Origin of the sequence: Pseudorhizobium marinum (assembly GCF_000705355.1) — a bacterium.
Lineage (GTDB): Bacteria > Pseudomonadota > Alphaproteobacteria > Rhizobiales > Rhizobiaceae > Neorhizobium > Neorhizobium pelagicum.
In genome coordinates this window covers 192,980-213,334 of the sequence record NZ_JMQK01000008.1, presented here as the reverse complement: position 1 = coordinate 213,334, position 20,355 = coordinate 192,980, and the positions used below count along the sequence as shown (strand labels likewise).

The 20,355-nt window shown below is 63.7% G+C and carries 20 protein-coding genes; 6 read left to right on the top strand and 14 right to left on the bottom strand.

The features are described from left to right. The first annotated feature begins 1 nt into the window (after window position 1). Window positions 2-316, top strand: a complete 315-nt coding sequence (locus EO99_RS0111875; protein ID WP_029618860.1) for an AzlD family protein — start codon at window positions 2-4, stop codon at window positions 314-316. Between the two features lies 1 nt (window position 317). Here the strand turns inward: EO99_RS0111875 and EO99_RS0111870 are convergent, their stop codons facing one another. Continuing rightward, window positions 318-2,147, bottom strand: a complete 1,830-nt coding sequence (locus EO99_RS0111870) for an aminopeptidase P family protein (protein WP_029618859.1) — start codon at window positions 2,145-2,147, stop codon at window positions 318-320. A gap of 255 nt (window positions 2,148-2,402) precedes the next feature. On the opposite strand from EO99_RS0111870, the gene EO99_RS28000 reads away from it, so the two are divergent. After that, window positions 2,403-2,576 carry a hypothetical protein gene (locus EO99_RS28000; protein ID WP_029618858.1) on the top strand — a complete coding sequence of 58 codons (174 nt, stop codon included), beginning with the start codon at window positions 2,403-2,405 and terminating at the stop codon, window positions 2,574-2,576. 208 nt (window positions 2,577-2,784) lie between these two features. On the opposite strand, the gene EO99_RS0111860 is transcribed toward EO99_RS28000, so the two are convergent. The 3 genes from EO99_RS0111860 to EO99_RS27995 form a co-directional block, all read right to left on the bottom strand. After that, entirely contained in the window at window positions 2,785-3,669 is an 885-nt protein-coding gene (locus EO99_RS0111860) for a 50S ribosomal protein L11 methyltransferase (RefSeq protein WP_029618857.1), read from the bottom strand. A gap of 90 nt (window positions 3,670-3,759) precedes the next feature. Further along, the gene (locus EO99_RS0111855) at window positions 3,760-4,359 is read right to left on the bottom strand and encodes an SCO family protein (protein ID WP_029618856.1); all 600 of its coding nucleotides are present in this window, start codon (window positions 4,357-4,359) and stop codon (window positions 3,760-3,762) included. 109 nt (window positions 4,360-4,468) lie between these two features. After that, a complete protein-coding gene (locus tag EO99_RS27995) occupies window positions 4,469-4,627 on the bottom strand; it encodes a hypothetical protein (protein ID WP_173425145.1) in 159 nt (52 codons plus the stop codon). A gap of 269 nt (window positions 4,628-4,896) precedes the next feature. Here EO99_RS27995 and EO99_RS0111845 point away from each other — a divergent pair, with 269 nt between their 5' ends. Then, window positions 4,897-5,364, top strand: coding sequence for a chemotaxis protein CheW (locus tag EO99_RS0111845; protein ID WP_029618855.1), 468 nt, complete (start codon window positions 4,897-4,899; stop codon window positions 5,362-5,364). Between the two features lie 186 nt (window positions 5,365-5,550). After that, window positions 5,551-5,898: a hypothetical protein gene (locus tag EO99_RS0111840; RefSeq protein ID WP_029618854.1), complete on the top strand. Its 348-nt coding sequence runs from the start codon at window positions 5,551-5,553 to the stop codon at window positions 5,896-5,898. Between the two features lie 82 nt (window positions 5,899-5,980). Here the strand turns inward: EO99_RS0111840 and EO99_RS0111835 are convergent, their stop codons facing one another. Both EO99_RS0111835 and EO99_RS0111830 read right to left on the bottom strand, forming a co-directional pair. Beyond that, window positions 5,981-6,472: a CreA family protein gene (locus tag EO99_RS0111835; protein ID WP_029618853.1), complete on the bottom strand. Its 492-nt coding sequence runs from the start codon at window positions 6,470-6,472 to the stop codon at window positions 5,981-5,983. A gap of 67 nt (window positions 6,473-6,539) precedes the next feature. Then, window positions 6,540-7,130: a 3'-5' exonuclease gene (locus tag EO99_RS0111830; RefSeq protein WP_029618852.1), complete on the bottom strand. Its 591-nt coding sequence runs from the start codon at window positions 7,128-7,130 to the stop codon at window positions 6,540-6,542. Window positions 7,131-7,408: 278 nt separating this feature from the next. On the opposite strand from EO99_RS0111830, the gene EO99_RS0111825 reads away from it, so the two are divergent. Continuing rightward, window positions 7,409-7,945, top strand: a complete 537-nt coding sequence (locus EO99_RS0111825) for a GNAT family N-acetyltransferase (protein WP_029618851.1) — start codon at window positions 7,409-7,411, stop codon at window positions 7,943-7,945. A gap of 3 nt (window positions 7,946-7,948) precedes the next feature. On the opposite strand, the gene ligA is transcribed toward EO99_RS0111825, so the two are convergent. After that, complete coding sequence (gene ligA, locus EO99_RS0111820; RefSeq protein WP_029618850.1) at window positions 7,949-10,114, bottom strand: NAD-dependent DNA ligase LigA; 2,166 nt, start codon at window positions 10,112-10,114, stop codon at window positions 7,949-7,951. 141 nt (window positions 10,115-10,255) lie between these two features. Between ligA and EO99_RS0111815 the strand changes: the two genes are divergently transcribed. Beyond that, the gene (locus EO99_RS0111815) at window positions 10,256-11,143 is read left to right on the top strand and encodes an MBL fold metallo-hydrolase (protein ID WP_029618849.1); all 888 of its coding nucleotides are present in this window, start codon (window positions 10,256-10,258) and stop codon (window positions 11,141-11,143) included. Window positions 11,144-11,147: 4 nt separating this feature from the next. On the opposite strand, the gene recN is transcribed toward EO99_RS0111815, so the two are convergent. The 7 genes from recN to EO99_RS0111780 all read right to left on the bottom strand — a co-directional run bounded on the left by recN (window position 11,148) and on the right by EO99_RS0111780 (window position 20,143). Continuing rightward, window positions 11,148-12,821, bottom strand: coding sequence for a DNA repair protein RecN (gene recN / locus EO99_RS0111810; protein ID WP_029618848.1), 1,674 nt, complete (start codon window positions 12,819-12,821; stop codon window positions 11,148-11,150). Between the two features lie 3 nt (window positions 12,822-12,824). Continuing rightward, window positions 12,825-13,691, bottom strand: coding sequence for an outer membrane protein assembly factor BamD (locus EO99_RS0111805; protein WP_029618847.1), 867 nt, complete (start codon window positions 13,689-13,691; stop codon window positions 12,825-12,827). A gap of 220 nt (window positions 13,692-13,911) precedes the next feature. After that, entirely contained in the window at window positions 13,912-14,865 is a 954-nt protein-coding gene (gene lpxC, locus EO99_RS0111800; RefSeq protein ID WP_029618846.1) for a UDP-3-O-acyl-N-acetylglucosamine deacetylase, read from the bottom strand. Window positions 14,866-15,119: 254 nt separating this feature from the next. Further along, window positions 15,120-16,892 carry a cell division protein FtsZ gene (gene ftsZ / locus EO99_RS0111795; RefSeq protein WP_029618845.1) on the bottom strand — a complete coding sequence of 591 codons (1,773 nt, stop codon included), beginning with the start codon at window positions 16,890-16,892 and terminating at the stop codon, window positions 15,120-15,122. Window positions 16,893-16,977: 85 nt separating this feature from the next. Then, complete coding sequence (ftsA, locus tag EO99_RS0111790) at window positions 16,978-18,306, bottom strand: cell division protein FtsA (RefSeq protein WP_029618844.1); 1,329 nt, start codon at window positions 18,304-18,306, stop codon at window positions 16,978-16,980. Further along, window positions 18,303-19,229: a cell division protein FtsQ/DivIB gene (locus EO99_RS0111785; protein ID WP_029618843.1), complete on the bottom strand. Its 927-nt coding sequence runs from the start codon at window positions 19,227-19,229 to the stop codon at window positions 18,303-18,305. Before EO99_RS0111785 ends, ftsA begins: the two co-directional genes overlap by 4 nt. Continuing rightward, a complete protein-coding gene (locus EO99_RS0111780) occupies window positions 19,217-20,143 on the bottom strand; it encodes a D-alanine--D-alanine ligase (protein ID WP_029618842.1) in 927 nt (308 codons plus the stop codon). Before EO99_RS0111780 ends, EO99_RS0111785 begins: the two co-directional genes overlap by 13 nt. Between the last annotated feature and the right edge of the window lie 212 nt (window positions 20,144-20,355).

The window sequence follows — 20,355 nt, the reverse complement described above, 5'->3', positions numbered from 1 at the left end:
GATGAGCACCGCACTTGACATCAACACGGTAATGCTGATCCTCGCGGCCGCTGCGGCGACCTATGTCACCCGCATCGGCGGCTATCTGCTGATCACGCGGATGACGAGCATCCCGCCCCGGATGGAGGCGGCGCTGAACGCCGTGCCGGCGGCCGTCCTGACGACGCTGGTGGCACCCGCCTTCTTCGAGGGCGGCTGGGACGTGAAGATCACCATGCTGGTGGCGCTCGGCGTCGCCCTGCGCTTTCCCGGTCTGCTGGTGCTGGTGGCCGGCTGGGCGACAGTGATGATCTGCCGCCACCTGTTCGGGCTCTGACCTAACCGAGCGGCTCGGTCGCCCGCGCCAGCCATTCCCGCACCTCCGCGTCCTCGATCAGCGGCATCAGCTTCTCGCGCGTCTGCGCATGATAACCATTCAGCCACTCCGTCTCGTCCGTCGTCAGCAGTTCGGGCAGGACGAGGCGGCGGTCGATCGGGCACCAGGTCAGCGTCTCGAAGGAAAGCATCGACATGTCGCCGCCGGCGATCTCTTCGGCGTCGCGGACGTGGATCAGGTTCTCGATGCGGATGCCGAAGTGCCCGGGGCGATAGTAGCCCGGCTCGTTGGAGAGGATCATGCCGGCCAGCAGCTCCTGCGTCGACAGCCGCGAGATCCGCTGCGGCCCCTCGTGCACGGAGAGATAGGAGCCGACGCCATGGCCCGTGCCGTGCGCGAAATCGCCGCCGGCCTTCCACAGTGCGATGCGGGCCAGCGGATCGAGATCGCAGCCGCGTGTCCCCTTTGGAAAGCGCGCTGTGCTGATCGCGATCATGCCCTTCAGCACGAGCGTGAAGAACCGCTTGCGGTCCTCCGGCACCGTACCGATCGCCACCGTGCGGGTGATGTCGGTGGTGCCGTTGATGTATTGCGCCCCTGAGTCGATCAGGAACAGCTCGCCTTCGTTCAGACTGCGGTCGCTCTCGCTGGTCACCCGGTAATGCATGATGGCGGCGTGTTCGCCGGCACCCGAGATGGTGTCGAAGGAAATGTCCTTGAGCGGGTTCTGCATCCGCTCGCCGACCCGTAGACGGGCCGCTTCCAGCGCCCTGACGCTTTCGATCTCCGTGACGCTGCCCGCCGGCTGCCGGTCCAGCCAATGCAGGAACTCAACCACGGCCGCGCCATCCTGCAGATGCGCCCTGGCGGAGCCTTCCAGCTCCGTGCGGTTCTTGCAGGCGCGCGGAAGCCTGGCCGGATCCGGCGCCTCGATGACGGTTCCGCCGGCCTCCTCGATCGCCAGGCTGAGCGCCAGCGGCGCGAGATCGGCGTCAAGGAGAATGGGGCCCTGCTTCGCCCAGTCCTGCAGCCGGACCGGAAACGCCTCCGGCGGCAGCTGCTCGGCGAGCTGGGCGAGATAGGCGCGCACCTCGATGCCCGTCTTGCGCTGGTCGAGGAAGAGCTGCGGCTTGCCCTCGGTCGAGACGATGGCGCGTGCCAGCGGATGCGGCGTATGCGGCACGTCGCTGCCGCGGATGTTGAAGATCCAGGCGACGGAGGACGGATCGGTGATCAGCACCGCGGCGGCCTTCTTGTCCTTCACCTGCTCGACGATCGCGGCGATCTTCTCGCTCGCCAGCGTGCCCGCATGGTCGGCCTTCTGGATGGCGACGGCGCCGACCGGCTCTGCCGGGCGGTCCGTCCAGATTGCATCCAGCGGGTTCGACGGCAGGAAGATCAGCGATCCGTCTATCTCCTCCAGCGCCTTCCTGAGCCGGCGCACCTCGGCGGCCGTGTGCAGCCAGGGATCGATCCCCAGCCGGAACCCCTTGGTGCCATGATGGCGCAGCCACAGATGCGGCGGTTCGCCCACCAGATCGCCGCCGGTGAAGACCTCGCCGTCCACCTGCTCCTTCAGCTGCGTCGTATAGCGCCCGTCAACGAAGACGATGGCCTGCGAGGCGGTGATCAGCGCCACGCCGGCCGATCCGGTGAAGCCGGTGAGCCAGGACAGCCGCTCGGCGGACGCCGGGACATATTCCCCCTGATATTCGTCCGCGCGTGGGACGAGAAAACCGTCGATGCTTGCCTCGGCGAAGCGAGCCCGGAGAGAAGCGACCCGCTCGCGACCGAACTGCGGGGCTGATTTGATATCGAAGGACTGGAACATGAGAACTTTCCGGAACGGCAAAAAGGACAGGAGGATGCCGATACTAGACGATCCCTGCCGGCTCCCGCCAGCGAAAGACGCAGATGCACGCCGATTGTGCATATGCTAACAGGCAATGGACACTATCGCGGCGGCCCATGCGCTGGGCGCATAACACCAATGACGCAAGCCCTCTCACTGCCTCCCGGCAAAGCGACTATATTCCAATCATCGAACGGGCAGCGAACCAGTCCCGCGATGAAAGGAACTAAGACAATGGCTACCTCATTTTTCCGCACTGCCTTCCAACGCGTTGTTGCGGCACGCGAACGTCAGGCCAGCCGGTATGTCAACGGCGTGCTGATGAACCTCGACGACCAGACCCTTAAGGGCATGGGCACCAGCCGCGAAGAATTGCGCCGCAAGGGCGGCTCGACCTCCGCATTCTGATAAAGGTTCCGGATCGGGATCCTCCCTCCCTCCTCCGGAAACCTCGGAATGCGTGCTTCCTGCTTGAGCTTTCCTCCCAGGCTCGCGGGTCAGATCAGGATCTCCTGATCGTTCAAGGCGGTACCTCACGGTGCCGCCTTTTTCTTGTTCCGAGTTTGGGTTTGGGGGAGTTGCTTTGCAGCCTGCGCAATGCTGCAGCGCAGCAGAATCAGTGACTGCGATGCCGCAGGTGGATCGTCACCCAGCCGTTGCGCCAGATCGTCCGCACGTGGTGCAGGCGCACGCCATTGTAGGCCGCGAGCACCTTCCAGCGCTGCGCCGCAAGAATCCCCGAGAGGATGACCGATCCGCCGGGGGCAAGATGCGCCGCCAGCTGCGGCGCCATCTTCATCAGCGGACGGGCGAGAATGTTGGCGATGATCAGGTCGAACGGCCCCGCCTGCGCGAATGCCGGCGAGTGGAAGCCCGGCGCCGTCACCAGCTTCAGTCCGGAGGCGATGCCGTTGCGGCGGACGTTCTCTTTCGCCACGGCAACAGCAACCGGATCGATGTCGGTGGCCAGGATCGGGATGTTGCGGATCTTGCGCAGGCCGATCGCCAGCACACCGCTTCCCGTGCCGAGATCAAGCGCCCGGCGGATGGTCTGCGACCGCGCCACGGCATCGATCATCTCCAGGCATCCGGCCGTCGTTCCGTGATGACCCGTGCCGAAGGCCTGGCCCGCGTCGATCTCGATCGAGACGTCGTTGGCCTTCACCTTGCCCCGGTCGTGCGAGCCGTGAACGAGGAAACGACCGGCCCGCACCGGCGACAGGCCTTCGAGCGATTTGGCGATCCAGTCGACATCGGGAATCACTTCCTTCTCGATGGCAAGGCCCGGATAGGCCTCCGCGAGACCATCGGCGATCCGCTGGCGGATCTCGTCCTCATCGTCCGCCATCAGATAGACCGAGGCCTCCCAGAGGTCCCGCTTCTCGTCGACCTCCGTCGTGGCGAGCGCTATATCCTCCTCGCCGAAAACATCCGACAAGATGTCGAGGATGCGCTCGGCATCCCGTTCGGTGGCGGCGACGTATAGGCGGATCTCACTCAAGGGGCGGCTCTTTGGCGATTGCGATTGCGGTGGCATGCCACATAGCCCCTGCCCCTGCCATCGGCAAGCGACAGCAGGCAAATAGGATGATCAGCCGTTGACGAGGTTCTCGAGTTTCTTGACGGCCGTCTCCGGATTCTCGCCGTAGGAGATGGTGCCGGAGAAGCGCCCCTGCGCGTCGAGCAGGAAGACGGAGGCGGTGTGGTCCATCGTGTAGTCACCCTCCGGCTGCGCCTCGTCGAGCGGCACCTTCTTGAAGTAGACCTTGAACCCCTTGGCCATCTCGCTCACCTTTTCAGGTGGTCCCGAGATCCCGGTGATGCGGTCGGTGACATTGGAAATATACTTTCCGAGAAGCTCCGGCGGATCGCGCTCCGGATCGACGGTGACGAAATAACCGTTCAGCTTCGTGCCATCGGGATCGACCTGATGCATCCAGCCGTTCAGTTCGTAGAGCGTCGTCGGGCAGACCTCCGGGCAGTGGGTGAAGCCGAAGAAGAGCGCGGTCGGCTTCTGCCGGAAGGCCTGTTCGGTGATCGGCTCGCCATTCTGCGCCACGAGCTCGAAGGGAACGCCGAACGGTTCTTCGACGACGGCCTGCCGGGTCTGGGTCACTTCGAGTGTCAGCCACGCCAGCACGCCGCCAAGCACGAGGACGGCTGCCCAGAGGATGATGCGGAGCGTTCTCATGTCTGTCTCTCTTTGCGGCCATGGATTTTACCGATCCGATAGGCGAATCTGCGGCTGCGGGCAAATCATTCGCGCGTCGAGCGGCGATTTGTCTCAAACCCGAAGATCCTCAGAAACAGTTGGAGAGGCCGGTTTCGGCAAGCGTCAGCAGGATCGACGATCCGTAGGTCACCCAGCCATAGAAAGCGGCAGCCACAAGCGACGTCACGGCCAGGGCAGCGAGCAATGCGGTCGGAAGGCGGTGAGCCGATGGCGAGACCTGATCCATGGATACAGTCTACTGCCAATCGGCGGAGATCGAAAGCCCGAGATGCAGGCATTAGCGGAAGCTTAACATCTGATGGGCATTCTCCCATCCACGCGAAGGTGGATTCGATTGCCATGTCCGTCCTCATGATGACGGAGGGCAAAATCCACACCGACATGACGTCACCGAGAGAGATCTCGCCTCCGCATCTCGATCCAGACAATTTATTGCAGCCTGAATGGCGGCATCCGCGGCAAGCCGCGAGCCCATTGGCAGGTGGGGGAAAACACATGAGCAACGCCATCAAGCAATCGGGCGCCTATCTCGAAATCGTCTCCTTTCATCTTGGAGACCAGGAATTCTGCATCGACATCATGGCGATCCGCGAAATCCGCGGCTGGGCGCCGGTGACCCCGATGCCGCATACCCCGCCCTATGTGCTCGGCCTCATCAACCTGCGTGGAGCGGTGATCCCGGTTATCGACATGGCCTGCCGCCTCGGCATGAAGATGACCGAGCCGTCGGAGCGCTCCGCCATCATCGTCACCGACATTGCCGGCAAGCTGGTGGGTCTGCTGGTGGAACAGGTTTCCGACATGATGACCATCCGGTCCGAAGACCTGCAGCCGGCACCGGAAATCATTCCGGAAGAGCAGCGCGCCTTCTGCCGCGGCATCGTGGCGCTGGAGAAGACCATGGTCTGTTTCCTGAACCTCGACACGATCATTGCCGACGAATTGGCCCGCGAAGCAGCCTGATCCATCAGAGCACTGCGGCCTTAAGTCAGTCCCGAGATGACGCTTATGTTATCTCTGCGTGAAATAATACATGAGCGGCGTGGGAACGAAGTCGTACCCGCGCCGTTTCTCTGGTGTCCAATCGGACAGCGAAATGTTCGGCTAAGCTTAGGCTGGTCGATCGGAAACAAACCAGGGAGAATATCCATGAGAAACGCCGTAACACTCGCTCTCGCCGCAGCACTGTCCACCGCATCGCTCGGCGGCATTGCTTTCGCACAGACGACATCTTCGACAACGGCGACTGCCACGTCGGACATGAACGACATGATCCGTATCGTGCGCATCAGCGAAAATTCCGACAGCGACGACGCAAACAACCAGGTTCCTGAGATGTTCCAGAGCCCGACGGCCGAAGTCACGGCTGAAGCACAGGCTGAAGTCCGCGCCACTCCGGCACTGATGGCTGAACTGCAGGAAAACAGCATCGAAGTCGACAACGTTCTGGCCATCGACACGGCTGCCAACGGCGGCAAGATCGTCTACGTCAAGTAAGACGATCACGTCCCTCCAGGACACAAAGAGCCCGCATCGCGGGCTCTTTTTTTTGTCTCCGAACGCCTTTGCTTTCGGACTCTTAGGGCTTGCCACTCGTCCACGTCACCTCTTCGCCGTAAAGCGGAACGGTGGAGATCGACATCTTCGCCGATCCTTCGACCACCTGCCGCGAATGCGCCAGATAGACCAGCGTGTCATTGGTCTTGTCGTAGATGCGCTTGACGAGCAGATCCTTCCAGATCAGCGACCGGCCCTGCCGGAACACCTCTTCGCCCCCCTTGGAGAGATCGATATCGCCGATCTCGATCGGGCCGGTCTGCCGGCAGGCGATCGAACTGTTGGAAGGATCCTCAAACCAGTTGCCCTGCTTCAGCCGGTCGATGATGGAGCGGTCGAAATAGGTGACATGGCAGGTGACGCCCTTCACCTCCGGATCGGCGACGGCCTCGACGATGATGTCGTTGCCGATCCAGTCGACGCCGACCTCGCCGACCACTTCAGCCAGAGCTACGGATGCCAGAAGGCCGCAGGATAAAGCGGCGGCGGATGCGAAAAGGGTCAGGCGATTCATAAGGGGTGCTCCGGTCAACGATCTGTGATCAGAGATAAGGTACAGCGCCGGCGTTACAAGCGCGACATCACTTCAGTCGGCAGGTGCAGGGGGCGTAACCGCCCGCAAACAGCCGCCCCACCTTCATGCCGATCATCGCCGGAATATCCCGGATATGCGCAACATCCAGAGATTTGGCGATCGCGATCGCCGCCCGCGCGCAGACGGCCGCATCCTCGGCCGCATTGTGGTGCATGAACTGCAGGCCGAGATGGGCCGCCAGCGCATTCAGCCGGTGCGAGCCGAGATGCGGCCAGACCTTCTGCGACATCTTCACGCTGCAAAGGTAGGAGAGTTCCGGATAACCAAAACGGTAGAGGTCGAGACAGGCGCGCCAGACGCTGAAGTCGAAGGCCGCGTTATGGGCGATCATCGTCGCTTCGCGGAAATCCTCGGCGAATTCGTCCATCACTTCCGGGAATTCGGGCGCATCCTCCACATGCTCCGGGCGGATGCCGTGGATGGCGATGTTGAAGGAGGAAAACCGCATGTCGTGCGGCCGGATCAGCCGCTCCTCGACACGCACAACCTCGCCGTCCTCGATCCAGGCGAGACCGACGGAGCAGGCGCTGCCGCGGGTCTCGTTGGCCGTTTCAAAGTCGATGGCGATGGTCTTCACGGTGCGGTCCCGGGTTTGTCTCCCCCACTTCTAGCGAGGTGGCGGTGATTCGGCAAAACAGCAGACATTTCGGTGTTGACGATCTTGGGACAACATGGCGAGATGCAGCCATGACCAGCATCATCACCCACGTGCAGCTTACCATGACCATCCGCCCTGCAGGGCGCGTGGCGGGTATGGCGCGTTAGCCGGTCCTCCGTCACCCACCCTGCCCCATATGGCAGGGTCCGGTGTTGCCGCTCTGCCTAGGCCCAAGACCCAGGAGAGCAAAGATGAACATTTCTGCAAACGAGACTGACGAGCAGCCGGCGCGACCGGCCAGGCTGGAAGGCCTGACGATTCGCGCTGCCCATCCCGCAGACGCAGAGGCGATCACCGCCCTCGCCAACATGCCGGGTTATCGGCACGGGACGCTGCGCATGCCCTTCCAGCGAGTGGACGAGACGCGAAAATGGGTCGACAACCCGGCTCCCGGCAGTATCGCTCTGGTGGCCACCAGCGACGGCCGGATCGTCGGCAACGGCGGCATCAACCCGTTCCAGGGACGAAGAAGCCACGCAGCCAGCATCGGGATGGGCGTGCACGACGATTTCATCGGGCATGGTGTGGGAAGCGCCCTTCTGGGCGAAATGCTGAAGGCTGCCGATAACTGGCTGAACATCCGCCGGATCGAACTCACGGTCTACACCGACAACGCGCCGGCCATGGCGCTCTATCGTAAATTCGGGTTCGAAGTGGAAGGCCAACTCCGCGACTTCGCCTTCCGCGACGGCAGCTATGTCGACGCCTATGCGATGGCGCGCATCAGACCCTGATCCTCAGCCGCCCACCAACGCCAGCCATTCATCCTCGTCCATCACCTGAACGCCGAGCTCCGCCGCCTTGGCAAGCTTGGAGCCGGCGCCGGGGCCTGCTACGACGATATCGGTCTTCTTGGAGACCGAACCGGCGACCTTGGCGCCAAGGCTTTCGGCTTTCGCCTTGGCCTCGTCGCGGGTGAATTTTTCGAGCGCGCCGGTAAAGACGACGGTCTTGCCGGCGACCGGGCTGTCGCTCGCGGCAATCTGTTCGGCCACCTCCGGCGTCACCTCCTCCAGCAGCCGGCCGATCACCTCGACATTGCGTGGCTCCTTGAAGAATTCCACGATCGCGCGGGCGACCACCTCGCCGATCCCCTCGATGTTGTTGAGATCGTCCCAGGCATCACCGGCCAGGCCCGCCGCCTCCTTCATCGCCGCTTCGAAGGCGCCATAGGTGCCGTAGGCGCGCGCCAGGAGCTTTGCCGTCGTTTCGCCCACGTGTCGGATGCCGAGTGCATAGATAAAGCGGTGGAGCGCAATGGTCCGGCGCTCGTCGATCGCTTCGAAGAGCTTGCGGACGCTGACCTTGCCGAAGCCCTCGATGTTCTCGAGCTTGGTGAGCGGCGATTTCTCCTGGCGGTCCTTGAGGGTGAAGATGTCCGGCGCCGTCCGGATCGTCAGCGCCGGATCCTCGGCCTCGAAGAAGAAGTCGATCTGCTTGGAGCCGAGCCCCTCGATGTCGAAGGCATTGCGGGACACGAAATGCTTCAGGTGCTCCATCGCCTGCGCGCGGCAGACGAAACCGCCGGTGCAGCGGGTGACCGAATCGAGCTTGCCCGTCTTCTCGTTCTTCTCGCGCACCGCATGGCTGCCGCAGACCGGGCACTTCCGCGGAAACTCGTAAGCCACCGCCTCAGCCGGCCGCTTCTCCATGACGACGTCGAGGACCTGCGGGATGACGTCCCCTGCCCGCTGCACGATCACGGTGTCGCCGATGCGGATGTCGTGCTCGTCCTCGCGGATGCGCTCGCCGGAATTGCCGATGCCCTTGATGTAGTCCTCGTTGTGGAGCGTCGCATTGGTGACGACGACGCCGCCGACCGTCACCGGCGTCAGCCGCGCGACCGGTGTCAGTGCACCGGTGCGGCCGACCTGGATGTCGATCTTCTCCACCAGGGTGAAGGCCTGCTCGGCGGGGAACTTGTGCGCCGTCGCCCAGCGCGGCGAGCGCGAGCGGAAGCCGAGGCGCTGCTGCAGGTCGAGCCGATCGACCTTGTAGACGACGCCGTCGATCTCGTAGTCGAGATCCGGGCGCTTCAGGCCGATCTCCTGGTAATGGGCGATGATCTCCTCGACGGAGGAAAGGCGCTTCATCAGCGGGTTGACCGGAAAGCCCCAGGTCTTGAACGTCTGGACCATCTCATACTGCGTCGTCGGCAGGTCGTTCGGCTCAGACATCTCGCCCCAGGCATAGGCAAAGAACCGCAGCCGGCGGCTTGCCGTCACCTTCGGATCGAGCTGGCGCAGCGAGCCCGCCGCCGTGTTGCGCGGGTTGACGTAGGTCTGCTTGCCCTCGGCGGCCATCTTCTCGTTGAGCGCCAGGAAGTCGCTCTTCGTCATGTAGACCTCGCCGCGCACTTCCACCACCGACGGCGCGCCCTTGGGCAGCACGTTCGGGATCTCGTCGATCGTCAGGATGTTGGCGGTGACGTTCTCCCCCGTCGTGCCGTCGCCACGGGTGGCGGCATTGACGAGCCGGCCATTCTCGTAGCGGATCGACATCGACAGGCCATCGATCTTCGGCTCGGCGGTGAAGGCGATCGAGCCGTCCGGCAGTTGCCCGAGGAAGCGATAGACGGCGTTGATGAAGTCGCGCACGTCCTCGTCGGAAAACGCGTTGTCGAGCGACAGCATCGGCCGCGAATGGGTGATCGGTGCGAAGGTGGCGAGCGGTGCGGCACCGACGCGCAGTGACGGGCTATCGGCGCGCCGCAGCTCGGGGAAGCGCGTCTCGATGGCATCGTTGCGACGCTTCAGGGCATCGTATTCGGCATCCGACACCTCCGGGGCGTCGTGGCCATGATAGAGCTCGTCGTGGCGCGCGATCTCGGAGGCCAGAAAGGCCAGTTCGGCCGCGGCCTGCTCTTGGGTCAGGGTTTCAACGGGCGTCTGTTCGGCGGCCATGCTTCTGTCTCACTCCAGTCGTGTCGAAGCGTTTTAGCCGAAAATTCCAGAATGCAAACGTCGAACTGTCGCAAGGCGTGCGCTTGCCACGGCGATTTCCGGTCCGTAGTTTCCACCAGGTCAAAACAGGATGCCGCCATCATGGTCGATACGTCGACGCTTCGAGTCTTCGAGCCCTACCCGGGCGTCTTCGCCTATTACGACGGGCGCATTGCCGGCAAAAGGCTGTATTCGCAGAAGCCGAACTGGCTGGACGATGGCGCCTTTGAGCTGGGCGCCGCCTCCTATGCCATCGTCGATGGCGCGGAAGCGCTGGTCTACGACACGCATATCTCGATCGCCCACGCTCGCTTCATCCGCCAGCACCTCGAGGACCGTGGCGTCGGCAAGATCACCGTCGTCCTCAGCCACTGGCACGCCGATCACGTCGCGGGCAACGCCATCTTCGAGGATTGCGAGATCATTGCGCTGGAGCTGACCGCGCGGACGCTGGAGGAGAACCGGCCGAGACTGGAAAGCCGCGACCCGCCGATCAAGCCGCTGGTCATGCCGAACCGCCTGTTCACGACGGCGCTGACGCTGCAGATCGGCGAGCGGACGGTGGAGCTGCATCATTTCGACATCCACAGCGCCGACGGTAATGTCCTCTGGCTCGCCGACCAGGGCCTTCTGTTCGCCGGTGACACCCTGGAGGACCCGATCAGCTATCTCGCCGAAGAAGACAGGCTCGCCATCCACATCGGTGAACTGGAGCGCATGCGCACATGGCCGATCCGCCGCATCCTGCCCAATCATGGCTCTGCCGAGCGGATCGCAGCGGGCGGGTATACAGTAGAGTTCATCGACGCGAACCGGCGCTATCTGGAAAAGCTCACGACCAAGGGGGAGATTTCGAAACCGCAGGCCATGTCGCTGAAGGATTTCATCGCCGAGGATCTGGCGGCGGGCGCCATCGACTACTTCCAGCCCTATGAAGCCGTTCACCGTCGCAATGTCGTTGCGATCGTGAGCCAGTCGGACGGCGACTAGCCGATCAGCCGGTTCCGGCCAGAAGCTTCTTGGCTGCGGCGCGCGCCTCTTCGGTGACCGAGGCGCCGGCAAGCATCCGGGCGATTTCCTCGGTGCGGTGCTCGGGCTCCATGGTCGCGACACGGGTGGCGATCTTCTCCGAGCCCTCGCCGGCCGGTCCCTTGGAGATCAAGAGATGCGTGGCCGCGCGCGCGGCCACCTGCGGCGCATGGGTCACCGACAGGACCTGCACGTTGTCGGAGAGCCGCTTCAGGCGCTGACCGATGGCATCGGCCACCGCACCGCCGACGCCGGTGTCGATCTCGTCGAAGACGAGCGTCGGCGCCGAGCCGCGATCGGCCAGAGCGACCTTCAGCGCCAGCAGGAAGCGCGACAGCTCGCCCCCGGAGGCGACCTTCATGATCGGGCCCGGCCGTGTGCCCGGATTGGTCTGGACATGGAATTCGACGATGTCGATGCCCTCGGCCGTCGCCGCGTCGGCGTCGCTCGTGACTTCCACCATGAACCGCGCCCGCTCCAGCTTCAGCGCCGGCAGCTCCGCCATCACCGCTTCGGCCAGGCCCTCGGCACCCTGCTGCCGCTTCTGCGACAGCGTGAGCGCCGCCCAGTCGAATTCCGCCTTGGTGGCGAGCGTCTGCTGTTCCAGGATCCCGAGTCTTTCCTCGCCGGCATCGAGATCGGCGAGATCCGCGACCATCTTCTCCGCCAGGGCAGGAAGTTCGGCCACCGCGACGGAATACTTGCGCCCGGCGGCGCGCAGCGCAAAGAGCCGTTCCTCGACACGCTCGAGCTCGCGCGGATCGAATTCCGTCTTCCGAAGGGCGGCTTCGACCTCCATCTGCGCGTTCGACAGGCTGTTCAGCGCCGCATCGAGAAGCTCGACCGTCTCTTCCAGGAGCCCGGGAGCTTCCTGGGACTTGCGCTCCAGCCGGCGGACCATGGAGGCGATCGCCGGAACCGGCGAACCATTGCCGTTCAGGAACTCGGACGCTTCGGAGATGTCGCCGGCGATGCGCTCGGACTTCTGCATCCGCGAGCGTTGCTCGGCCAGCTCCTCCTCTTCCCCGTCCCGTGGGCTGAGGGCCTCCAGCTCCTCCACCGAGGCGCGGATATAGTCGGCCTCGCGGGCGGCGGCTTCCACCTTGGCGCGATGAGTCTTGAAGGCGCGCTCGGCATCCTTCCAGTTGCGGTAGAGGCCGGCGACCTGCTGGACCTCCTCCGTCAGCCCGGCAAAGGCATCGAGCAGCGTGCGGTGTGTATTGGTGTCGGTGAGAGCACGGTCGTCGTGCTGGCCGTGGATCTCGACCAGCAGCTGGCCGATCTGCCGCATCATCTGGACGCTGACCGGCTGGTCGTTGATCGAGGCGCGGGTGCGGCCGTCCGCGGACTGGATGCGGCGGAAGATCAGGTCGCCGTCGTCATCGATGCCATTGTCGCGCAGCATGAGACGGGCGGGATGCTGGCCGGCGACGTCGAATACCGCCGTCACCTGTCCCTTGTCCTCGCCGTGGCGCACGAGCCCGCCATCGCCACGCCCGCCAAGCGCCAGCGACAGGCTGTCGAGAAGGATGGATTTGCCCGCCCCCGTCTCGCCGGTCAGCACCGAGAGGCCGGCCTCGAAATCGAGGTCCAGCCGCTCGATCAGGACGATATCGCGGATCGAAAGCTGGACGAGCATGGGTTAGGCGCCGATGAGCTTGGCCCCGGCGCGGGAAATCCAGGAGCGAGGGTTTTCGCGCGGCTCGATGCCACCCGACTGCAGCAGCTTGTAGGAGTCCGCGTACCACTGGCTGTCAGGATAATTGCGGCCGAGAATGGCGGCAGCCGTCTGCGCCTCTTCGACGATGCCCATGGCGTAATAGGTCTCGACGAGGCGCGCGAGCGCCTCTTCCACCTGGTTGGTGTTGGAATACTCCTCGACCACAACGCGGAAGCGCTTGATGGCGGCGAGATACTCCTTGCGCTCCAGATAGTAGCGGCCGACCTGCATTTCCTTGCCGGCGAGCTGGTCGCGGGCAAAGCGGATCTTCGCCTGGGCGTCCTCGACATACTCCGAATCCGGATATTCGTTGATCACCCGCGACATGGCGTCGATGGTCTGCGCCGCAGCCTTCTGGTCCTGCGTCACATCGGCGATCTGCTTGGAGTAGGAGAGGCCGACGAGATACTGGACGTAGGCCGAATCCTCGGAGTTCGGATACTGCTTCAGGTAGCGGTTGCCGGTGGTGATGGCGTCTTCATTGCGGCCCAGCCGGTATTTGCTGAAGGTGCTCATCACCAGCGCCTTGCGACCCCATTCGGTGAAGGGGTACTGGCGATCGATCGAGTCGAACTTGCGCGACGCTTCGCCGATATTGCCGGCCTTCATGTTGGCCAGGCCCTGATTGTAGAGCATCTCCGGCGGCTCGCTTTCGAAGCCGAGCTTGGTGATGTCGATGTCCTTGTCGGACTGGCAAGCCGTCACGGCAGCACCTGCAAAGGCCATTGCAAGCGAAACCAGGGCGATCCTCGCCGTTTTCTTCATCACTTCAGACTGCGCATAAGCCATTCGACGGTTCCTGATCATCACGCGTACAAGTGCCACTGCTCTTACTGGCCTTCTAGCCTTACAAGCAGGTTCAGAGCAACGCAATGCGGACGCATTAACGCAATTTTGTGGCACGTTGTCCGAGGCAGCACTCACCGGAGGACGGATTTTGCCGGTTTGCACTTGCCGTTCAAAGAAAAGGCCGCCCACGAGGAGCGGCCAGTTGGACTGGAGGTCGATTTCAAGCAAGCCAGGCTGAAACTTCCGGTGCCTGCACCGGCACGAACTCGCGCGCACGCACCCGGTCGCTGCGGACCGGCGCCTCGACAATTTCATAGGCAGTGGGATCGCTCAGCAGCGCCTTCAGCGCATTGGCGTTCATCTTGTGGCCGCCACGATAGGACCGGTAGCAACCGATGAACTGGGCACCGGCAAGGGCAAGATCGCCGACGGCATCCAGCGTCTTGTGGCGAACGAACTCGTCCTTGTAGCGCAGGCCTTCGACATTGACGACGGTGTCGTCGTCGGAGATCACCACCGAGTTTTCCAGCGACGAGCCAAGCGCGTAGCCGGCAGCCCAGAGCCGCTCGACATCGCGCATGAAGCCGAAGGTGCGCGCCCGCGAAAGCTCTTCCTTGAAGGTCGCGGCGGTCAGGTCACCCTTCCAGCTCTGGCGACCGATCAGCGGCGTCGAGAAATCGATTTCGACCTCGAAGCGCGTGCCGTCATAGGGCCGGAACTCCGACCAGGAGGCGTCCGAATCGATGCGCACCGGCTTGACGACGCGAATGTAGCGGCGCTTGACGCCGAGATTGACGATGCCGACCTGCTCGATCGCCTCGATGAAGTCATAGGAGCTGCCGTCCATGATCGGCATTTCGGCCGCGTCCACCTCGACGAGGACATTGTCGATGCCCAGCGCATAAAGGGCTGCCATCACATGCTCGATCGTGGCGACCCAGTTGGCCGGCGAGCTGCCGAGGATGGTGCAGAGATCCGTCGGGCCGACCTGCGAGGAGACTGCCCGGTATTCGACGGACTTGCCATTGGCGAAGACACGGCTGAAAACAATACCGGCACCGGCCTCGGACGGCTGGAAGGTGATCGACACCGGAGTTCCCGAATGCACACCAATGCCCCGCATGGTCACGGGAGCTGCGATGGTTGTCTGAAATCCGAGGAGACCGATCGTCATTGCTTTTGCCTTTTAAAGGTCCCTCCGCCCGAAGGCGGCGGGGCATTCCTGCGATTGCCATCCCACGCGGATGTCAATGCTTATTCTGAGCCTTCTACATACGCAGCCCGGGAGGACATTCCAAATCACTGTTTCTTTCTGATTGTTACGTTGTTAACCATCAGTATTTGCTAATCTTTCAGGTCCTCGCGCAGACGCGAAAAAGGCCCGGATCTGGAGATCCGGGCCTTCGTCTGTTCCTGGTATGGATTGAATCAGTTGTGCTGGCGGCGCAGGAAGGCCGGAATTTCCAACTGATCGTCTTCCTGCTGTGCAGCCGACTGCGGCACGGCGCGGCCGTGATCGTCGAGCTGGCCACGACGCGGCGCATAGAGGCTCGCCTCGGCCGAGAGCGGACGGCGCTGCTGCGAGGCTGCAGCCGGTGCCGGTGCCGTCATGTCGGCCGTGACCTGGTCTTCGTCTTCGCGACGCCCGAGCGAATTGGTGATCCGCTTCAGGAGACCCATCGGGCCACGCTCTTCCTGGACATGCTGAACCTGGTGGGCGCGGTGATCCATCTCGGCCTTCACGACCGGCGGAAAGTCTTCGACCTTGGGCATGCGGACCGGCTCGACTGCAGCCGACATGGTCGGTGCGGCAGGCTCATGGTGGAACGGCTGCGCCATGCGCGGTGCCGGCTGGGCCATGACCGGAGCCGGCTGCGCCTGCATCTGCGGGGCTGCCGGAGCGCGAAGAACCGGGGCTTCGATCGGAGCCGAGCCGCTGAAGATCCGGCTCTGCGGACGGAATTCCGGCTCTGCCTGCTGGGCAACCGGCTGCGGTGCCGCCGGCTGGAGAGCGGCCGGACGCGGTGCTTCCGCAATCGCCAGTTCGCGTTCCATGTCGGCTTCTGCCTGGCGGATGGTCTCGGCAACCGGGTCTACGGTTCGGGGTGCCTGCATCACGGGGGCAGGCTGTGCTGCGGCCGGAGCCGGAGCAACGGCCGCCGAAGGACGAATGATCGGACGTGCCGGAGCAGCAGCGGCATGGGCCTCATAGCCGCGCATGTCGCCCTGGTTGGCGCTACGGTCGATGCCGGTGGCAACGACCGAGACGCGGATCAGGCCTTCAAGTGCTTCGTCGAAGGTGGCGCCGAGGATGATGTTGGCATCCGGATCGACTTCCTCGCGGATGCGGGTCGCCGCTTCGTCGACTTCAAACAGCGTCAGGTCGCGACCGCCGGTGATGGAGATCAGCAGGCCCTGTGCGCCCTTCATCGAGGTTTCGTCGAGCAGCGGGTTGGCGATTGCGGCTTCCGCAGCCTGCATGGCGCGGCCCGGACCCGAAGCCTCGCCGGTACCCATCATGGCGCGACCCATCTCGCGCATCACCGAACGGACGTCGGCGAAGTCGAGGTTGATGAGGCCTTCCTTGACCATCAGATCGGTGATGCAGGCGACGCCCGAGTAGAGCACCTGGTCGGCCATCGCGAAGGCGTCGGCGAAGGTGGTCTTGTCGTTGGCGATGCGAAACAGGTTCTGGTTCGGAATGACGATCAGCGTGTCGACCGACTTCTGCAGTTCCTGGATGCCCATCTCGGCAAGCCGCATGCGGCGTGCGCCTTCGAAGTGGAACGGCTTGGTGACGACGCCGACAGTCAGGATGCCCTTGTTGCGGGCGGCCTGTGCCACGACCGGTGCCGCACCGGTGCCCGTGCCGCCGCCCATGCCGGCAGTCACGAAGCACATGTGGGTGCCGTTCAGGTGGTCGACGATCTCGTCGAGGCACTCTTCGGCGGCAGCGCGACCGACTTCCGGCTGCGAACCTGCGCCGAGACCTTCGGTGACCTGCGCGCCCATCTGGATGATGCGCTCGGCCTTGGTCATCGTCAGCGCCTGGGCATCGGTATTGGCGACGACGAAGTCGACTCCCTCGAGCCCGGCCGAGATCATGTTGTTGACAGCGTTTCCGCCACCGCCACCGACGCCGAACACGGTGATCCGAGGCTTCAGCTCGGTGATATCGGGCTTTTGCAGCTTGATGGTCATTGTACCCGTTCCTTCTCACTCTGGCCGCATCGCCGCCGGCCGATTTATTACAACTTCTTCAGACGCCGCCCTTGTGGGCGGTTGGTCAAAAACTTTCCTTCAGCCACTGGCCCATGCGGGACAGTCTGCCGTTGCCATTGCCGAGGGAGGCGATCAGGCCACCCTGCGACGCATGCGTTTCCATGTCCGCAACCTGCGGATAGATCATCAGCCCGACCGCAGTCGAGAAAGCCGGTCCCTTGGCCGCAACCGGCAGTCCCGAGACGCCCATCGGGCGTCCGATCCGCACGTTGCGGGCGAGAATCCGCCGCGCCGTTTCCGGCAGGCCGGTCAGCTGGCTGGCGCCGCCGGTAAGCACGATCCGCTTGCCGACGACCGGGCTGAAACCCGATGCCTGGATGCGGTCGCGGATCAGTTCCAGCGTTTCTTCGATGCGAGCCCGCACGATGCGCGTCACCAGCGCACGCGGCACCTGGGTGGGCTGGTCGCGGTCGTCCTCGCCGATCGGCGGGATCGAGATCAGATCGCGATCGTCGCCGCCGTTCGACAGCGCCGACCCATGCACCACCTTCAGGCGCTCGGCATCGTCGATGCGGGTGGAGAGGCCGCGGGCCAGATCGGTGGTCACGTGATGACCGCCAAGACCGATGGCATCGGTGTGCACCAGCTTGCCTTCGGCAAAGACCGAGATCGTCGTCGTGCCGCCGCCCATGTCGATGGCCGCGCAGCCGAGTTCGACCTCGTCGTCGACAAGCGCCGACAGGCCGCTGGCATAAGGGGTTGCAACCATGCCCTCGACCGACAGATGCGCCCGGTTGACGCAGAGTTCGAGGTTGCGCAGCGTCGCCCGCTCGGAGGTCACCACGTGCATGTCGACGCCCAGAACGTCGCCGAACATGCCGAGCGGATCGCGGATGCCGCGCTCGCCGTCCAGCGAATAGCCGGTGGCGAGGGAATGCAGGATGGCGCGATCCTGACGCTGCGACTGCTGGCTGGCAGAGATCAGCACCTTGCGCAGGTCGTCGCCTTCGACCTCCTGGCCACCGAGGTCGATGCTCGCCGTGTAGACGTCGCTCGCAAGGCGGCCGGACGAAATGTTGATGATGAGGCTGTCGACCGTGAGACCGGCCATGCGCTCGGCGGCGTCCACCGCCAGCCGCACGACGCTTTCGGCCGCATCGAGATCGGCGATGACGCCGGACTTCACGCCGCGCGACCGCTGATGGCCGATGCCGATGACCTCGATGTTGTGGGTGCGCCCCGGCAGGACCAGGCTCTCGGCGCGCGGCGTCAGGCGACCGATCATGCACACGACCTTGGTCGAGCCGATGTCGAGGACGGACACGACGTGGCTGCGCTTGGAGGACAGCGGCTTGATGCGCGGCAGGAAATGCGAGGAACCGAACAGGCTCATGACTGCGCCCCCGCCTTCTTGAGGGCCTTGGTACGGGCGTCGAGAGCTTCCTTGCGGCGCTCGAAGGCGCCATCGCTCAGCTGCACGGCGGTACGGTCGTCGAGGCGAAGGTCGACGGCTGCGACATCGCGCTCCAGGATCCCCTGCTCGGCTTCCAGACGCGAGAGCACGGCCAGCGCCTTGTGGATGTTGCGCTCGGGAAGCTTCAGGACGACGCCATTGTCGAGATGCAGATCCCACCGGCGTCCGGCAACGCGGACGTAGGCGCGCACCCGCCTCTTCAGTTCCGGCCAGCCGGCGAGCTCCTGCTCGAATGCGGAAGCGGCCGTCTCGGCATCGCGACCGACGAAGAGCGGCAGCGTGGCGAACTTGCTGTCACGCAGCGGCGCGATGACCTTGCCGTCGCGCTCGATCAGCGACAGTTCCGTGCCGTGCTGCCAGATGCCGAACGCCTGGCGCTCCTTGAGCATGACTTCGATCGTCTTCGGATAGACCTTGCGGACTTCCGCGTATTCGACCCAGGGAAGCTCGGCGAGCTTCTTGCGGGCAGCCTCGATGTCGAGAGCGACGAGCGAGGTCGTGCCATCGAGGCCGAGGAGCTGGAGAATGTCGATCTCGGAGGTCTGGTCGTTGCCGGAGACGCGGACGTCCTCGATGGCAAAGCCGGCCGAGGCCGTCACGGACTGCGCAACGACTTCCGTGTGACCACCGACGGACATGCCGTAGAGGCCGACAACGCCGAGGAAGACGAAGGTCGAGGCCGTACCGACATGGCGCGGGATATGAATGCGGCCGCTCGCCAGGCTGACGGTGAAGCGAACGATACGGCGAAGGGGCCGCGGCAGGACGCGGCGATCTTCGGCATGGGATACAGTTCCCTCATGGGACGACCTGCCGGACATTTTGCCGTTCAACGCAAACACGATGCGTCCTCCACCATCCAACGAACAAGCTCACCGAACGAATAACCGGCATGAGCTGCCATTTCGGGCACCAGGGAGGTCGGGGTCATTCCCGGCTGGGTATTGACCTCCAGCCAGATGATCTCGCCGTTTTCGGAGAAGCGGTCGTCGTAGCGGAAATCGGATCGACTCACGCCGCGGCAGCCCATCGCCTGATGCGCCTTAAGTGCGTAGGATTGAATGTTTTGGTAAACATCTGGTGAAATTTGCGCCGGAATGACGTGTTTCGACCCACCGTCCGAGTATTTCGCGTCATAGTCGTAGAAGGCGTTGCCGGTCGGCACCACCTCGGTGACACCGAGCGCCACGTCGCCCATGACGCCGCAGGTCAGCTCGCGACCGTGGATGTAGCGCTCCACCATGACCAGATCGCCATAGCGCCAATCCGGCGAGGTGAGGATCTGCGGCGGATGCGACTGCCCTTCCCGGACGATCACGACGCCGAAGGACGACCCTTCCCGCACCGGCTTCACCACATAGGGCGGCTCGATCGGATGCTCCGAGGTAAAGTCGAAACGGTTCATGACGCGCGCTTCGGCGACCGGAATGCCGGCTGCCGCGGCAACATGCTTGGCCTGCCCCTTGTCCATCGACAGCGCAGAGGCAAGGACGCCCGAATGCGTATAGGGAATTTCGAGATATTCGAGGATACCCTGGATGGTGCCGTCTTCGCCGAAGGGGCCGTGCAGGGCATTGAAGGCGACATCCGGCCGAAGCTCGGACAGGACGGATGCGACATTGCGATCAACGTCGACGCGCGTTACCCGATACCCTTCAGCCTCGAGAGCATCGGCGCAGGGCCTTCCGGAAGCCAAGCTTACGGGCCGCTCGGAGGAGAATCCCCCCATTAGAACAGCCACATGCTTGTCACTCATCGACGACCTCCGGAAAAAGAACGCATCCATTCCACACTTCACTTGCGCCAGGCTGACCGGACCAAACCGGATCACCCGACGCAGGACCCATATTGGCGGCATATGGTTAATGAACCGTTTACTTTCGTTAACCGAAACCCGAAGTCGTTGAAAAATCAGTCCTTCCGGGCAGCGACTTTGACCGGAATCAAGACAATAAAAAAGGCCGCCAA

What these genes read in the sequence shown, in the direction of transcription:
- EO99_RS0111855 (WP_029618856.1), bottom strand. Translation starts at nt 4,359, where the DNA reads ATGAGAACGCTCCGCATCATCCTCTGGGCAGCCGTCCTCGTGCTTGGC.
- EO99_RS0111835 (WP_029618853.1), bottom strand. Translation starts at nt 6,472, where the DNA reads ATGAATCGCCTGACCCTTTTCGCATCCGCCGCCGCTTTATCCTGCGGC.
- EO99_RS0111815 (WP_029618849.1), top strand. Translation starts at nt 10,256, where the DNA reads ATGGTCGATACGTCGACGCTTCGAGTCTTCGAGCCCTACCCGGGCGTC.
- EO99_RS0111805 (WP_029618847.1), bottom strand. Translation starts at nt 13,691, where the DNA reads ATGGCTTATGCGCAGTCTGAAGTGATGAAGAAAACGGCGAGGATCGCC.
- ftsZ (WP_029618845.1), bottom strand. Translation starts at nt 16,892, where the DNA reads ATGACCATCAAGCTGCAAAAGCCCGATATCACCGAGCTGAAGCCTCGG.
- EO99_RS0111780 (WP_029618842.1), bottom strand. Translation starts at nt 20,143, where the DNA reads ATGAGTGACAAGCATGTGGCTGTTCTAATGGGGGGATTCTCCTCCGAG.
- ftsA (WP_029618844.1), bottom strand. Translation starts at nt 18,306, where the DNA reads ATGAGCCTGTTCGGTTCCTCGCATTTCCTGCCGCGCATCAAGCCGCTG.
- EO99_RS0111840 (WP_029618854.1), top strand. Translation starts at nt 5,551, where the DNA reads ATGAGAAACGCCGTAACACTCGCTCTCGCCGCAGCACTGTCCACCGCA.
- lpxC (WP_029618846.1), bottom strand. Translation starts at nt 14,865, where the DNA reads ATGACGATCGGTCTCCTCGGATTTCAGACAACCATCGCAGCTCCCGTG.
- ligA (WP_029618850.1), bottom strand. Translation starts at nt 10,114, where the DNA reads ATGGCCGCCGAACAGACGCCCGTTGAAACCCTGACCCAAGAGCAGGCC.
- EO99_RS0111875 (WP_029618860.1), top strand. Translation starts at nt 2, where the DNA reads ATGAGCACCGCACTTGACATCAACACGGTAATGCTGATCCTCGCGGCC.
- EO99_RS0111870 (WP_029618859.1), bottom strand. Translation starts at nt 2,147, where the DNA reads ATGTTCCAGTCCTTCGATATCAAATCAGCCCCGCAGTTCGGTCGCGAG.
- EO99_RS0111845 (WP_029618855.1), top strand. Translation starts at nt 4,897, where the DNA reads ATGAGCAACGCCATCAAGCAATCGGGCGCCTATCTCGAAATCGTCTCC.
- EO99_RS28000 (WP_029618858.1), top strand. Translation starts at nt 2,403, where the DNA reads ATGGCTACCTCATTTTTCCGCACTGCCTTCCAACGCGTTGTTGCGGCA.
- EO99_RS27995 (WP_173425145.1), bottom strand. Translation starts at nt 4,627, where the DNA reads ATGGATCAGGTCTCGCCATCGGCTCACCGCCTTCCGACCGCATTGCTC.
- recN (WP_029618848.1), bottom strand. Translation starts at nt 12,821, where the DNA reads ATGCTCGTCCAGCTTTCGATCCGCGATATCGTCCTGATCGAGCGGCTG.